At 56.7% G+C, this 13,725-nt stretch carries 13 protein-coding genes; 8 read left to right on the top strand and 5 right to left on the bottom strand.

Translation table 11 applies throughout. The annotated features are described in order from the left end of the window. Nucleotides 1-112: 112 nt before the first annotated feature. Nucleotides 113-1,297 carry an acyl-CoA dehydrogenase family protein gene (locus ABWP92_RS12875; RefSeq protein ID WP_353235787.1) on the bottom strand — a complete coding sequence of 395 codons (1,185 nt, stop codon included), beginning with the start codon at nucleotides 1,295-1,297 and terminating at the stop codon, nucleotides 113-115. A 108-nt stretch (nucleotides 1,298-1,405) separates the two neighbouring features. Here ABWP92_RS12875 and ABWP92_RS12870 point away from each other — a divergent pair, with 108 nt between their 5' ends. Beyond that, nucleotides 1,406-2,224 carry an IclR family transcriptional regulator gene (locus ABWP92_RS12870; protein ID WP_353235786.1) on the top strand — a complete coding sequence of 273 codons (819 nt, stop codon included), beginning with the start codon at nucleotides 1,406-1,408 and terminating at the stop codon, nucleotides 2,222-2,224. A gap of 15 nt (nucleotides 2,225-2,239) precedes the next feature. On the opposite strand, the gene ABWP92_RS12865 is transcribed toward ABWP92_RS12870, so the two are convergent. Genes ABWP92_RS12865 through ABWP92_RS12850 form a run of 4 tightly spaced genes read right to left on the bottom strand, consistent with a single transcriptional unit; the run spans nucleotide 2,240 to nucleotide 6,061 of the window. Then, on the bottom strand, nucleotides 2,240-2,812 hold the full coding sequence (locus ABWP92_RS12865) for a DUF2889 domain-containing protein (protein ID WP_353235785.1): 573 nt from the start codon (nucleotides 2,810-2,812) through the stop codon (nucleotides 2,240-2,242). 15 nt (nucleotides 2,813-2,827) lie between these two features. Beyond that, nucleotides 2,828-3,817 carry a Bug family tripartite tricarboxylate transporter substrate binding protein gene (locus tag ABWP92_RS12860; protein WP_353235784.1) on the bottom strand — a complete coding sequence of 330 codons (990 nt, stop codon included), beginning with the start codon at nucleotides 3,815-3,817 and terminating at the stop codon, nucleotides 2,828-2,830. A 28-nt stretch (nucleotides 3,818-3,845) separates the two neighbouring features. Continuing rightward, nucleotides 3,846-5,090 (bottom strand): iron-containing alcohol dehydrogenase, encoded by a 1,245-nt coding sequence (locus ABWP92_RS12855; RefSeq protein ID WP_353235783.1) that lies wholly within the window; start codon nucleotides 5,088-5,090, stop codon nucleotides 3,846-3,848. After that, on the bottom strand, nucleotides 5,087-6,061 hold the full coding sequence (locus ABWP92_RS12850) for a Bug family tripartite tricarboxylate transporter substrate binding protein (protein WP_353235782.1): 975 nt from the start codon (nucleotides 6,059-6,061) through the stop codon (nucleotides 5,087-5,089). Before ABWP92_RS12850 ends, ABWP92_RS12855 begins: the two co-directional genes overlap by 4 nt. A gap of 235 nt (nucleotides 6,062-6,296) precedes the next feature. Here ABWP92_RS12850 and ABWP92_RS12845 point away from each other — a divergent pair, with 235 nt between their 5' ends. From ABWP92_RS12845 to ABWP92_RS12815, 7 genes are read left to right on the top strand one after another with little or no spacing between them, the layout of a single operon-like run. After that, entirely contained in the window at nucleotides 6,297-7,544 is a 1,248-nt protein-coding gene (locus ABWP92_RS12845) for a CaiB/BaiF CoA transferase family protein (RefSeq protein ID WP_353235781.1), read from the top strand. Then, the gene (locus tag ABWP92_RS12840; protein ID WP_353235780.1) at nucleotides 7,541-8,770 is read left to right on the top strand and encodes a CaiB/BaiF CoA transferase family protein; all 1,230 of its coding nucleotides are present in this window, start codon (nucleotides 7,541-7,543) and stop codon (nucleotides 8,768-8,770) included. Before ABWP92_RS12845 ends, ABWP92_RS12840 begins: the two co-directional genes overlap by 4 nt. Continuing rightward, nucleotides 8,767-10,149: an MmgE/PrpD family protein gene (locus ABWP92_RS12835; RefSeq protein ID WP_353235779.1), complete on the top strand. Its 1,383-nt coding sequence runs from the start codon at nucleotides 8,767-8,769 to the stop codon at nucleotides 10,147-10,149. Before ABWP92_RS12840 ends, ABWP92_RS12835 begins: the two co-directional genes overlap by 4 nt. Then, nucleotides 10,140-10,916, top strand: a complete 777-nt coding sequence (locus tag ABWP92_RS12830; RefSeq protein ID WP_353235778.1) for an enoyl-CoA hydratase/isomerase family protein — start codon at nucleotides 10,140-10,142, stop codon at nucleotides 10,914-10,916. The genes ABWP92_RS12835 and ABWP92_RS12830 overlap by 10 nt, the downstream gene beginning before the upstream one ends. 21 nt (nucleotides 10,917-10,937) lie before the next feature. Next, on the top strand, nucleotides 10,938-12,083 hold the full coding sequence (locus ABWP92_RS12825; RefSeq protein WP_353235777.1) for a thiolase family protein: 1,146 nt from the start codon (nucleotides 10,938-10,940) through the stop codon (nucleotides 12,081-12,083). Between the two features lie 11 nt (nucleotides 12,084-12,094). Beyond that, nucleotides 12,095-12,517 (top strand): Zn-ribbon domain-containing OB-fold protein, encoded by a 423-nt coding sequence (locus ABWP92_RS12820; protein ID WP_353235776.1) that lies wholly within the window; start codon nucleotides 12,095-12,097, stop codon nucleotides 12,515-12,517. A gap of 10 nt (nucleotides 12,518-12,527) precedes the next feature. Further along, nucleotides 12,528-13,661, top strand: coding sequence for a PrpF domain-containing protein (locus ABWP92_RS12815; RefSeq protein WP_353235775.1), 1,134 nt, complete (start codon nucleotides 12,528-12,530; stop codon nucleotides 13,659-13,661). The last annotated feature ends 64 nt before the right edge of the window (nucleotides 13,662-13,725 follow it).

The raw sequence follows: 13,725 nt of genomic DNA, 5'->3' as shown, positions 1-13,725 counted from the left end.
CATGCCGGACAGGCGGCCACAGATGTTCCAGGACCTGACGGTGATGCTGGAGTTCGCGCGCCGTGGCACGAGTACGGGCCTTGATTTCTCGACCCGTTTCAGGCCTCACGATTTATGCTGGAAGCCCATTCCGCAGAATGTCTCGCGCAATGACCCAACGATGCACCTCGCTAGGCCCCTCCACTATGCGTAGAACGCGCGCGGATCTGGCGATGTATTCCAGCGGGAGTTCCTTCGACAGCCCCATTCCTCCAAAGAGCTGTATTGCGCGATCAGCGACTCTTTGAATCAACTCTGTCGCCTGAACCTTCACCATGGATCCCTCGCGGCGAAAATCCGTGGCGCCGTTGTCGATCTTCCAGGCCAATTGGTATACAAGCAGGCGTACCATTTCGAGTTCCTGCCAGCTGTCGGCAATCATCCATTGGATCGCCTGACGGTCAGCCAGAAACGAACCGAATGTCTTGCGGGTATTGGCCTGCTCGATCATCATCTGTATACAGCGCTCAGCCAAGCCAAGGCAGCGTGATGCGATATCGAGTCGGCGCACACCAAGCCGGTTGGTGATTGGCACGAACGCATTGCCAACTTCACCCAGCACCTGAGCATCGTCCAGTTCAACGTTATCGAAGAAAACCTGATACGGATGATATTCGCCGATCATCGGATAGGAGGTCGGAATGCTGACGCCAGGCGTATCGCGATCTACCAGGAAAGCCGTCATCCCACCCCTGGAGCCTTTGGTTGGATCGGTAACAGCCACCACGATCATGAAGTGGGACCTTCGCGCATTGCTGATCCACATCTTCGCACCATTGATCACCCACTTGCCATTACGGCGCTCGGCCCGCGTGCGGATACCCGCCGCATCGGAGCCCGCTCCTTCTTCGGACAAGGCGATGCAACTCTTCTTTTCGCCACGCACGTAGGGCATCAGGTACCTGTCGATCTGAGCACCCTTGCACTGTTCCTTGAGCAGGTAAAGATTAGGACTGTCCGGAGGCGGAACAAACGGCACGATGGAATGCTTGAGCTGCTCCGTCACCACACATTTGGCCAACATGCCAAATGCCTGGCCACCGAACTCTTCGGGCACATCGATACCCCAAAGCCCGATCCTGCGAGCCTTCTCCTGCAGTTCATGCTCCAGCTCGGGCGGCAAAAGCGGGTCGTCACGCATGCCGCGGTCAGCTTCTCTTCGCACGATCAGCGACTCCAACGGATACAGCTCACGCTGCGTGAATTCACGTACCGTATCGCGAATCATCCTCGTGGTATCTGGCAATTCAAAATTCATTTTTTCGCACCTTTATACAGATCAATATGTGGACCTTCTCCAAGCATATTTATGATAGGAAAATATCCGTAGAATTCTTCTAAATCGCCATCCAAACAGGATCACATAATGAGACATGATGAATCTTCAAATGCCCCCAAGGCAGCCGGAAGCCAGGTGGTGCAACGCGTCGCATTACTGCTTCGACTGGTGGCATCGGGACAACGCTCCGGGCTCAGATTGGCCGACCTTTATCGCGCTGCGGGATTGGAACGCCCCACAGTGCATCGCTTACTTCAGGCCTTGGTTGCGGAGCGTCTCCTGCGTCAGGACGCTGATACGCGCCGCTACTATCTCGGCCCCGCGATGTACGAGATGGGGCTTGCGGCATCTCCAAAAATTGCATTGCGCGACATTTGCCATCCTCATCTTCAGCGTATCGCCACGCTCACCGGCGATACCGTTTTTCTTACGGAACGCTCGGGACTCGATGGTGTATGCACGGACCGGGCCGAAGGAGATGCGCCAATCAAGGTGTACGTGCTGGAGATCGGCAAGCGCAGACCATTGACCGTGGGTGGTGGCGCTGCGGCCATCCTCAGCGCCATGGACAACGATGAACTCAACCGCGTCTTCAAGGCCAACCTTGAACGCACGCTGAAGAAATATCCAAGATATTCAGAGTCCGCACTGCGACGCAGCATAACGAGGGGACGGGCACGAGGGTATATCGCTCGCAACTTGCTCGAAATTCCCGACATCCGCACGATCGGTGTACCCATCCGCGACGCCCAGGGCACCCCCATTGCTGGTATCAGCCTCTCGACCATCTCTTCGCGGCTTGACGAAGAGCGCACGGAGCATGTCGCCAGACTGATGCTGGAAGCCGTATCCGCGATCGAGAAATCACTGGTTGCGTATCGCGGCAGCGCCGCCGAAGGGCCCTGAATCCTGTTTGAATCCTCAAGGCTGTTCAGGCCTCCATCCATAGAACTCAGGTCTAAAGCGTTTCATGACCTCGCCCGTAAACGACCATCCCAGGCACTCGCCCAATGGCTGTCTGGGGTGCAACATCACCGGTTCGGGAAGGCCAGCCGTTCGTCGTTGGTGCGCGCGGTATCGCCCGACGGTCTGTATGGCGGCTGTTGCCATGCCGCTCAGCAATTCACGCAAGTGAGTGCAACCTGATTCGCCTCCCATGCATTCATCAATCCGTTTACGCCATCCCTTCCCCAGCTTTGCGCCAACCAGTCCCTGCACAGGATCTCGCGCAGGTTGGCAGGCCGAGAAAGGCGTGGCCGGCATCTCGGCAAAGATCTCATGGATGATGAACTCGTCATCAATGCATAGACGTACCAGCATATGATGTATCGGAGAACCCGCACGCAAGGGCCCCTTCTCCAACAGGAACTGATCATAGGACTTGCTGTCTATGAGTGTGCCTTCAATATCCCAATGCCCATCCATTCTCAGATAACTCTCGTACTGAATGGCGCGGCTGTGAATCGGGATGCGTTCATGGACGTGATTCCGCATGATGCTCGAGAGTCTTCAGTCCAGTGAAATGCCTCGGGATTTGATGAGCTGGCTCCACATCTTTCGATCGGAGGCGATTTGCTGTTCAAACTCCTGCGGCTTGTGCGCCTTGGGAACCTCATATCCCTCCGCGGTGTATCGTTCGCGATAGCCCGGATCTTCCAGCGCAAAGTTGGCCGCGTCATTGAGCGCCTCGAGCACCTTGGGCTGTGTTCCTTTTTTCGCAACCATGCCGTAACGCACCGAAGCCTCCAACCCTGGATATCCGCTTTCTTGGAGAGTCGGAATGCCTGGCAATGCACTTACTCGTTCTTTGGTCACTACTGCAAGCGCCCTCAACTTTCCGGAGCGCACATGCGGCAGGCTCGACCCGACGACACCGAACATCACCTGCACCTGATTGGCAAGTAGCGCTTGTATCGCCGGAGCTCCGCCAGTGAAAGGAACGTGTGTCATATCGATGTCTGCGGCCTGCGAGAACATTTCACCCGCGAGATGAAATGCGCCTCCCGTGCCCGTCGAACTGTAGTTGAGCTTACCGGGATTCTTCTTTGCGAATGCCACAAACTCCTGCACGTTCTGAACCGGCATCGAGGCGTTGACCAGCATGACCAGCGGCACATTCACCGCAAGCGCGACTGGAGTGAAATCCTTTTCGGGATCATACGCAAGCTTCTTGTAAAGCAAGCCATTCAACACCAGCGCAGAGTCGGAAGCAAAGAACAGCGTATAACCGTCAGCGGGCGCATTCACCAACGCCAGGGCGCCAATCGCGGCATTGGCTCCAGGCTTGTTCTCCACCACCACCGACTGATTGAACTTCTTTGACATCAGCGCCGCCATTGATCGGGAGATCGTGTCCACCGATGCGCCCGCATTGAACGGAACAATGATGCGTAATGGCCGTGTGGGGAACGAGTCCTCGTTGGATGCAAAGGCAGTGGCATCGCACCAGGCTGACGCTGCAAGTGCAGCCGTTCTCAAAAGAAATTCTTTGCGTTGCATGGTTTGTCTCCTCACATGTATGTATCCGTCAAGTCACTGAATTCAGCATGTCCTGAAGGCTATCGGTCTTGTCATTCATCCAACCGTCCGCATTACAGTTGAACGTGTGCAGTGCACGCTCCATGACTTTCCCGCACTGCTTGCGGGACAAGCCTCTGGCTCTCAGGTCCACGGTAAAGCCTGCGTTGCGCAGGCGATCGTCCAGATGCATCGCCACCTGACCCGGACGATGACTCGGCGCCCCCAGAAGATCCGCCATATCGCTCACTGCGTCAGGACACCATTGACCGAATGCACGAATGGCGGCACCTGCAAGCGCCATCGTTGCCTGGGATTGAGTCACACCCGTTCCCGCGTTGAACAGCGCCTGTGCCAGCATATAGGTAGCTCGAGTGATGGGATGCATGCGCAACTCGTGCGTTCCGGGTAGAACGCCAAGTGGCGCACCGCCATCGTCTTCATCCCTCGTCCTGAGCAACGATGCCGCACAGAGTTCTGCCCTTACGCGCCAATCCTGTGCATCGTTCATTCGCGGAAAAGCAGCGTTGGCGATGAACCAGCACTGGCGCCGGCAAGCCTGCACCAACGGGTTCTCGTTGCCGGCTCCCGCCAGATTCATCAGCGCCCACCAGAACTCCATTCCAGCTGCGGAGCGCGTCAAAGACAGCGGCGCAGTAAGCAAGGCTTGTGCATCCCAGAACACAGCCGTTGCACGGGTCTTGGGATCGAAGAACTCCAATTGCCGCTCGGATGCCGAGTCACGAATAGATGCGCCACTGCGATTCTGGCTCGTTGTTGCCGCAGTCAGAACATTGAAGATAGGCACCTTCACCGCGAGCAGTCTGACGCTGTGCCCCACGCCATTCGCGTCGTAACGTGTCGCGAGCTGCGCCAATGGCCCCTCTTCCGCCATACGGATCGCCACGACACGGCAGGCCTTGGTGGTACTGCCCGCCCCGACTGCGATCAGGCAGTCTGCATTGCACTCGCGCGCCATGGCTGCAGCTTGCTCGACACGTTCACTGTCGACGTCAGCTCCCATATTCACACACATCGCTGCAAAACGAGATCCAAGTTGTGCCCGGATAGAAGCAATCAAAGTCGTCGAATCATGAAGACTGCGACCGCAAAGCACAAAAGCGCGCCTTAACTTCAACCGATCAAGCTCGGCCGGCAATTGCTCAAGCGCTCGCTCTCCACTGTGTATCCTCAAAGGATGGCTGACAGCGCGAAAATTGTGCGAATGATCTTGCACCATGGAGTTCGCGCTCAATCAGCCCTGATGTTGGCTGCCTTTATCACGCTGGCCCACTTCGTCGATTCAACCTTGATCGTCTCTTCCATCTTCTCAGGACTACCTCCGTCGAGGTTGAATCCCTGATCCGAGAGCTTCTGCTCGTTTTCTTTCAGAGCATCGATGACAGATGCATATAGCTTCTGTGCAATAGGCTTTGGCACACCTGTAGGCATGACAAATCCATACCATGTATCGGAGTTGTAGCCTGCAATGCCAGACTCGGCAACTGTGGGAGCGTTCGGAAGTTTGGCATCCCGCTTGTCGCTTCCCACGGCAACAGCCCGGATCCTTCCCGCCTGAATCTGAGGCAACGCAGAAGGCACTTGCACAAACATCATCGACACCTGATTGGCAAGCAGGTCATTCATGGCGGGTCCACCGCCCTTGTATGGCACATGCAGAAGATTGACATGTGCCATGGATTTGAAGAGTTCTCCCGCCAGGTGCTGGGACGTCCCCGTGCCCGCAGACCCATATGTCAGCTTACCGGGATTGGCTTTCGCGTAGCTCAGCAATTCACCCATGGTATGAATCGGAACCGCGGGGTTAACAACGATCGCAATGGGCATCCTCACCGCAATAGTCAGCGGAGCGAAATCCTTTAACGGATCGTAAGGCAGCTTGGTGTAGATGCTTTGATTCATGGTGACAATCCCAGCCGATGTCAGCATGAATGTGTAGCCATCCGGAGCCGATCGCGCCGTCATTTCAGCCGCCACGATCCCACCGGCGCCTGGCTTGTTGTCGACCACGACTTGCTGCCCCAGCTTCTTTGACATGGACTGTGCCACCACACGCGCAAGTAAATCGGTGCTGGCTCCCGCCGAGAATGGAGCAATCAGACGTATAGGACGATTTGGAAATTCCTGCGCCATTGTCACGCCGACGCTCCACAGCGCGATCAATGAAACAAGCGAGGACTTCACCCAACGCTTAGAACGATGCATGTATGTCTCCTGGTTCTCTAATTCGTATACCAGTGTGAGACATGCATGCTGATATTTGTAGATGTCTCGAGCATCAAATGGTCCATATATTGATAACAACACGTAGTTCAAAATTTTATTTATAAGTTGAACCAACTTTCTCAATATATGGACTCACATATGCTAAAACACATAGCCTAATTGATTCGATTCGGCCTACGATTTCGCCAAGATTCAATCGATCGCTCAATCGGCTATGCATCAAGAAACAATCACCGCCTTACAGGGCGTTCGGGTTTTGGACCTCACACAGGGGTGCGAACAATACTGTGGCAAGCTATTTGCACAAATGGGCGCAGAGGTGACACTAGTGGAGCCAATCTCCGGCTCCACCATCCGCAAAGACGGGCCTTTCTTGGACAATATTCCGCATAAAGAACGAAGCCTGAGCTTCGCCTATTTCAACCAGGGAAAGCTCGGCGCAGCACTCGACCTGAGCTGCGCATCTGGCCAGGAGGTGTTCAGGAAGCTGGCAGCAAAAGCAGACGTGATCATTGAATCGGAGCAGCCTGGCCGCATGAGCCAATGGGGGATCGATTTCGAGAGTCTCCACGCCCTCCAGCCCAATCTGGTCATGACAAGCATTACGGCATTCGGCCAAAGCGGTCCACTATCTGGATACTCTGCGGATGATCTGGTTTCACTCGCTTTTGGTGGGTTGCTATCGTTGGGGGGCTATCCGGGACTGGCACCAACGGCTCCTTATGGCAATCAGGCGCTTCTGTCAGCAGCTCAATTCGCCGCAGTGGCATCCCTGGTGGCCGTTCTTCAGGTCGAAAGCACGGCGAATGAAGGCGCAGGACAACATATTGACGTCTCTATCCAGGAAAGCGTCGCCATGGCGCTTGAAAACGCAGTTCAGTTCGTGGAGCTGGAAAACACAGTGCGCACACGCGGCGGCGGCGAGCAGAAGCAGGCAGGTACTGGTGTTTTCCCCTGCCGGGATGGCATGGTCTATTTGATGGCCGGTGGCGTCGCATCCAACAAGTTCTGGAGTGCAACGACGGAGTGGCTTGTGGACGTCGGCGCCTCGCAAGCAGCTCAATTGCGCGATCCACGATGGTTGGACAGTGCGTTTCTCCAAACGGGAGAAGCCAAGCAAATCTTCGCTGGCATCTTCAATCCGTTCGCAGCAACTTTGACCAAAGCACAGTTGTACGAGCAAGGGCAGGCGCGGCGCATTCCCATTTGCCCTGTCAGTACAACGGCGGATCTTCTGGCTAATCGGCAACTGCTCCATCGGGGGTACTTTCAACAGACCGCACATCCCTATACAGGCAAGACGCTCACCCTTCCCGGCGCACCGTACTCCCTGACCGGATCACCTTGGCAGCTCGGGCGTCCCGCGCCACGGCTGGGTGAACACACATCCGAAATTCTTGATGCTCTTGGCTACAGCCGTGATGAGCAATCCGTACTTCTGCGCGAAGGTGCCATCGCATGACCCAGCAACTACCACGTCCCTTAGCCGGCATCACAGTCGCCGATTTCACATGGATCGGCGCAGGCTCCTACACCACAAAGATCCTCGCGGACCTTGGTGCCGATGTGATCAAGATCGAAAGTACCGAACGTATGGACACGTTGCGCGACGCCAAGCCGTTCAAGGATGGTGTTCGTGGCGTCAACCGCAGCGGCTATTTCGCGGATCGCAATTCGAGCAAGCGAAGCGTGACGCTCAACCTGAAGTCTGATGCTGGCAATGCAATTGCGCGTCGATTGATCGAGCGCTCTGATGTGGTAGCCAACAACTTCACGCCCGGCATCATGGAAAGGTTCGGCCTGGGCTATGAAGCAGTTCGCGCGTTCAAACAGGACATCATCTACATCGCAATGTCCATGCATGGCCAAACCGGTCCAGAATCCAAATATCTCGGATATGGCCTCACCATGGGCGCGGTGACAGGTCTTCATCACCTGTGTGGACTACCACACCTGGAGCCCACGGGAACGGGGACCAATTTTCCAGATCACGTACCCAATCCCGCACATGGCGCTTTCGCCATTCTCTGTGCAATGCGGCACAAACGGCGCACTGGACAAGGACAACTGATCGATCTCGCGCAGATTGAACCCACGATTTCATTGCTTGGTCCGGCCGTGCTCGACTACACCGTCAACGGCCATATCACGCAACGTACCGGAAACCAGCATATTGCCGCAGCACCACACGGAGTGTTTCCAACCACTGGCCCGGACCAATGGATTGCCATTTCGGCTCCACAGCAAAAGCAATGGAGCGCCTTGCTGCATGTTCTTGGTATGCAGGAACTCGCGAGCGATCCGCGATTTTCATCGGCGGCGCAGCGCTGGCTGCATCGCGATGAGCTGAACACATGCATCGCGTCAGTTACCCGATCGTTTGACAACCATGTTCTCACGCAATTGCTGCAACAGCAGCACGTCATTGCGGGGCCTGTACAGAACGCGCAAGACGTGCTGCTGCGTGATCCACAACTGCAGGCTCGCGGTCACTGGGTATACCTGAATCATGCAGAAATGGGAGAGACTGTTTACAACGCACTACCCGTGCATATGAGCGGATCACTGTCCCGCCCTCACCGCCCCGCGCCCCTGTTGGGCGAACATACGGATAGCGTACTCCAGGAAAAACTTGGCCTGTCTGCCACCGATATCTCAGCCCTGAGAGATCAAGGAGCGCTCCAATGACCGCCGCTCAGCAGATCGCCCGTTTTGCATACCGCTTTGGACATGACGATCTCACGCCAGATCTGATGCTGGCCTGTGGCCGCGCCATGGTGGATACGTATTGTGTTGCGATCGCGGGGCGTAATGAACCAGCTTCTGTCCGCGCAGTGCGCTATGCAAAGGCTCACGGTCAGACAACGGGCATGCAGGCTGAATACTGGGGTAGCGGAGAATTAATGCCTTTGGAGTTGGCGGTGCTCTGCAATGGCATCGCCGGTCACGTGCTTGACTATGACGATGTCACTTCTCCGTTGCGCGGACACCCAAGCGTTGCCATGCTTCCAGCGCTTCTCAGTCTGGCGGAAGCCATGGATGCTGACGGTCGCGATCTAGTAAGCGCATATGTGGTGGGCTTCGAGGTCATCTGCAAGCTCTCACACGCCATGGCGATCGATCACTATGCGCATGGATGGCATTCGACCGCCACGATCGGATGCATCGGAGCAGCGGTTGCGTGCGCCAAATTGTTGAGGCTCGACGAACGACAGATTGCCCACGCCATTGGACTGGCCGTGGCCCAGGCCGCTGGGTCGCGTGCAAATTTCGGGACAGACGCCAAGTCCTTTCAGGCGGGGCACAGCAACGCCAGCGGTCTGCGGTCTGCACTTATGGCCCGCGAGGGATTTGAATCCTCTGTGGGCGTTCTCGATGCCCCGTTCGGTTATCTCGATCTATACGGCAATGGAGAGGCGCTGACCTCTTCGCTCGCCGCCCTTGGGGAGCAACCGCTCGAGCTGGTGCGCTGCGGCATCGAGGTCAAGAAATATCCGCTGTGCTATGCAACACATCGCGCGCTGGACGGCATTCTGGATGTTCGCAAGCAATGGACTTTGCAACTCTCCGATGTCCGTTCCGTACATGTGCGTGCCAGCGCCGGAGCCTTCACACCTCTCATTCACCACCGCCCAAAGACAGGACTGGAAGCCAAGTTCAGCATGCAATATGCCATGACAGCAGCCTTGCTGGATGGACAGGTTGGCCTTGCCAGTTTCACGAATGAGTCGGTGCAACGTCCCGAAGCTCAGGCATTTCTGGCCTCTGTCACAAGCGACGACTCCGCCGGCGGTCCCACATTTCCGCGCTGGGCGGAGATCCAGGTCACGTTGCACGATGGACGCAGCATTGACAGGCGCATTGATGCGCTCAGGGGATCAGCCCAACTGCCGCTTACTGTGGATGAACTGAGCGATAAGGCAAGGGATTGCTTTGCCTGGGGAGATACGCAAGGCAACGTGGATGCCCTTGTTGAGTGCGCGATGCGCATCAGCCATGTTCCCGTGCGCCAGTGGCGCAAAGCCGCGGAATTGAAATTCACACCCAAGGAGACCCCATGTCATTGAACTACGAGGTGCGCGATGGCGTTGCCATCATCACGTTGAACCGGCCAGAAGCCCTTAACTCCATCGATCCCGAGATGCGTCAAGAACTGTTCGACGCATGGCAGCAATCCGCACATGACGACAACGTGCGCTGCGTCATTCTCACTGGTGCTGGTGAGAAGGCGTTCTGCACGGGGTCGGATCTCAAGAAGACCATGCCACCCAAGGAAAGTCCCGCACAGCTGACGTTCGGCACCGCAACCCCACGGCATTTGCTCACCGGGATGGACATGGACAAACCCATACTCTGCGCAGTCAATGGCTACGCCATGGGAGGGGGTATGGAACTGGCCCTGGCTTGCGATATCCGCATCGCTTCCGAAAACGCACAGTTCGCTTTGTCCGAAGTTCGGCTGGGAAGCATTCCCGGTGCAGGCGGCACGCAGAACCTGCCGCGCCTCGTTGCGCAATCCGATGCGATGCTGATGCTGCTTACTGGAGACCGCATCGATGCGCTGGAAGCCTTGCGCATCAACCTGGTCAGCAGGGTCGTCGCACCCAGCGATCTGATGGAGTGCGCCATGACGATCGCGCGCCGCATCGCACAGAACGCCCCGCTGTCGGTGCGTGCCGCCAAAAGACTGGTGCGGGACGGTCGCTCCCTGCCGCTGGCGCAGGCTCTGGCGCTGGAAAGCTACGCATTCGGCATGTTGCGCGATACGGAGGACCGCATAGAAGGTCGCATCGCATTTCAGGAAAAGCGCACGCCCGTGTATCGCGGCCGCTGACCACAACTCAAGGAGACTTTGATGGGTTCACTCAAGGACAAGATTGCAATCGTGGGGGTAGGCGCAACCCCGCAGGGAAAGTTGCCGGGCTCCACTCCGGTCACGCTGGCAGCGCAGGCTTTCAAGCTGGCACTTGAAGACTCAGGCCTGCAGAAGAGCCAAATCGACGGACTGCTGACCATGCCGGGAACGACATCGCCAGAAGCATCCCTGAACTATCTGCGCATGGGTGAGACTCTTGGCATCGACCCCAAATATACCGGCAGCATGACCATGGGCGGCGGCACTTGCGGCGCGCTTATTCAAAACGCCGCGATGGCGATCGAGTCGGGCATGGCAGACTATGTCGCCTGCATGTTCGCCGACACGGCGCGCACTGGCAACTACCGCTTCTCGCGCGCCTCCGGCTGGGGTGATTCGTGGGGAATCTGGGGCATGTTCGGCGCAGCCGCCAACAGTGCCATCGCCGCAAGCAGGCACATGGCGCTCTATGGAACTACCAGCCGCCATCTCGGCAATGTCGCCGTCGCTTGCCGCAAGCACGCATCAATGAATCCCAATGCCGTGATGCGCGACCCCATCACCGTGGAAGATCATCAAGCTTCACGCTGGGTCGTCGAACCGTTTCACCTGCTCGACTGCTGCCTGATCAGCGACGGTGGTGTTTGTCTGATTCTCACATCCGCTGAACGAGCACGCGATCTCAAACAGAAACCCGTGCTCATCTCGGGCATGGGCCAGGCCTATACAACGCAAAACATGGAGCGTGAAAACTGGTGGTACGTACCGCACCAGAAAGATGCGCTGGACCGCGCCTACCGCATGGCAGGCATGGCACCCAAAGATATCCATGTCGCCCAGCTCTACGACAACTTCACCATGAGCGTGATTCTCTGGTTGGAACATGCGGGGTTCTGCGGAGTCGGTGAAGGCGGACCATTCACCGAAGGTGGCCGTATCGAACTCGGCGGTCAATTACCGGTTAACACCGCAGGGGGCAATCTTTCAGAGTCCTACATGGAAGGCTGGCTGCATGCTGTAGAAGGTGTTCGCCAGATGCGCGGCACCTGTGGCGAACGCCAGGTAAAAGATGCCGAAACATGCCTTGTCACGGGGCGTGGCATGACGTTGAACTGTTCCAACGCCATGATTCTTAAAGCAGCATAAGGAACCACAACATGACCGAGACAAGCAATACCTACGACAAGCCCCTGCCGTCCCTCGATGCGCTCAACCGCCCCTTCTGGGAAGCGACACACGCCCATCGGCTCGCCCTTCAACATTGCAGTGATTGCGGAAAGGCCCGCTACCCCATCAATCACCTGTGTCCCCATTGCCTTGGTGAGAAGTATGAATGGAAGAGCATTTCCGGAAAGGGTACCGTCTACTCAAGTATCGTTTTCCATCAGGTCTACAACCAGGCTTTTGCAGGAGATGTGCCCTACAACGTCTCGCTTATTCAACTCGACGAAGGTCCCCGCATGTTGAGTAATGTGATTGGCGTTCCACCATCCGATGTCAAGGTAGGCGACAAGGTCGAGGTCGTATTCGATGATGTCACCGGAGACATCAGCATTCCCCGTTTCCAGAAATTGGCCTGAGGCGCGGGACATGGGTTGCAGCATTCCATTCGTTCTGATGCGCGGCGGCACGAGCAAGGGGATCTTTCTGCGCGCCGAGGATGTACCCACAGACCGGGATGCACTCACTGACTTGCTACTTGACCTTTTTGGATCACCCGATCGTCGCCAAATCGACGGACTGGGCGGCGCGGACAAGCTCACCAGCAAAGCCGCCATCATCGGAAAACCTGTTCGCTCAGACAGTGACGTATCGTATTTGTTCGGCCAGGTCGGCACTGTCCGGGCAGAGGTCGACTTCAATCTCAACTGCGGCAACCTCTTGGCCGCAGTGGGCATGTACGCCATCGAGGAAGGGCTCGTTCCCCCCAATGAAGGAGTCACCCTGGTCAGAGTTCACAACCTGAACACGGATCGCATCGTGCGCGTGGGAGTCCCTGTGCATGATGGTGTTCCACAGTGGCGTGGCGAATTCTCCATCGGTGGCGTGCCGGGATTTGGCGCTCCGATATCGCTGGATTTCTCTCATGCAACGGGTGCGATTACCGGGCGCGTGCTTCCAACTGGAAATTCTCTGGATATCTGGGAAATTCCTGAAGCGGGCAGCATCGAGCTGTCTATTGTCGATGGCGCGAACATGGCAGTCTATGTTCATGCCAGTTCGCTCGGCATGGCCGGAACCGAGAGTCCGGAAGAAATAGACAACAACGCCGCCCTGAAATCGCGCATGGACGCCATACGGCGTGCCGTGGCTTATCGATGCGGACTACGCCAATACTGGGATGCACGGCAAGCGGCCTCCACGCCAATGCTGATCGTTGTAAGCGAGCCCGCGGATTATCTGACCTGCACCCAAGGCGAACGCATTCAGGCTGACAAATTTCATTTGGCTGTACGGCAATTCGCCTCAGGTTCCGCCAGCAAGACACTTGCCGCCACGCTGACCGCGACCAGTGGCCTAGCTTGCGCTATTGCCGGAACGCTCCCGCATCGTCTAGTCGGGCAAACAAATAGTCGATCGCCTGGGCGTATTGCCTTCGGCCATCCTTCTGGAATCGCGTACATAGACATCGCCGTGAGCGAAAAGCTGTGCATTGAGCAACTGCGCGTTATGCGGACAGCTCGAAGGATCGCCGAGGGAAGAGTTTTTTTAAAATACCGTTAGCGAATCACCAGCTTAAGAGCTGCTAACACGACCCAGCAAACCGAAGGTTTGCGATCGAGACGAG

This window comes from Diaphorobacter ruginosibacter (genome assembly GCF_040396215.1).
GTDB lineage: Bacteria > Pseudomonadota > Gammaproteobacteria > Burkholderiales > Burkholderiaceae_C > Diaphorobacter_A > Diaphorobacter_A ruginosibacter_A.
Note: the sequence above shows the minus strand (reverse complement) of the source record. Positions and strands in the feature narration are given on the sequence as shown.

Coding starts and splice junctions, on each gene's coding strand:
- ABWP92_RS12830 (WP_353235778.1), top strand. CDS start 10,140: ATGTCATTGAACTACGAGGTGCGCGATGGCGTTGCCATCATCACGTTG.
- ABWP92_RS12835 (WP_353235779.1), top strand. CDS start 8,767: ATGACCGCCGCTCAGCAGATCGCCCGTTTTGCATACCGCTTTGGACAT.
- ABWP92_RS12860 (WP_353235784.1), bottom strand. CDS start 3,817: ATGCAACGCAAAGAATTTCTTTTGAGAACGGCTGCACTTGCAGCGTCA.
- ABWP92_RS12850 (WP_353235782.1), bottom strand. CDS start 6,061: ATGCATCGTTCTAAGCGTTGGGTGAAGTCCTCGCTTGTTTCATTGATC.
- ABWP92_RS12870 (WP_353235786.1), top strand. CDS start 1,406: ATGAGACATGATGAATCTTCAAATGCCCCCAAGGCAGCCGGAAGCCAG.
- ABWP92_RS12825 (WP_353235777.1), top strand. CDS start 10,938: ATGGGTTCACTCAAGGACAAGATTGCAATCGTGGGGGTAGGCGCAACC.
- ABWP92_RS12820 (WP_353235776.1), top strand. CDS start 12,095: ATGACCGAGACAAGCAATACCTACGACAAGCCCCTGCCGTCCCTCGAT.
- ABWP92_RS12875 (WP_353235787.1), bottom strand. CDS start 1,297: ATGAATTTTGAATTGCCAGATACCACGAGGATGATTCGCGATACGGTA.
- ABWP92_RS12840 (WP_353235780.1), top strand. CDS start 7,541: ATGACCCAGCAACTACCACGTCCCTTAGCCGGCATCACAGTCGCCGAT.
- ABWP92_RS12865 (WP_353235785.1), bottom strand. CDS start 2,812: ATGCGGAATCACGTCCATGAACGCATCCCGATTCACAGCCGCGCCATT.
- ABWP92_RS12815 (WP_353235775.1), top strand. CDS start 12,528: ATGGGTTGCAGCATTCCATTCGTTCTGATGCGCGGCGGCACGAGCAAG.
- ABWP92_RS12845 (WP_353235781.1), top strand. CDS start 6,297: ATGCATCAAGAAACAATCACCGCCTTACAGGGCGTTCGGGTTTTGGAC.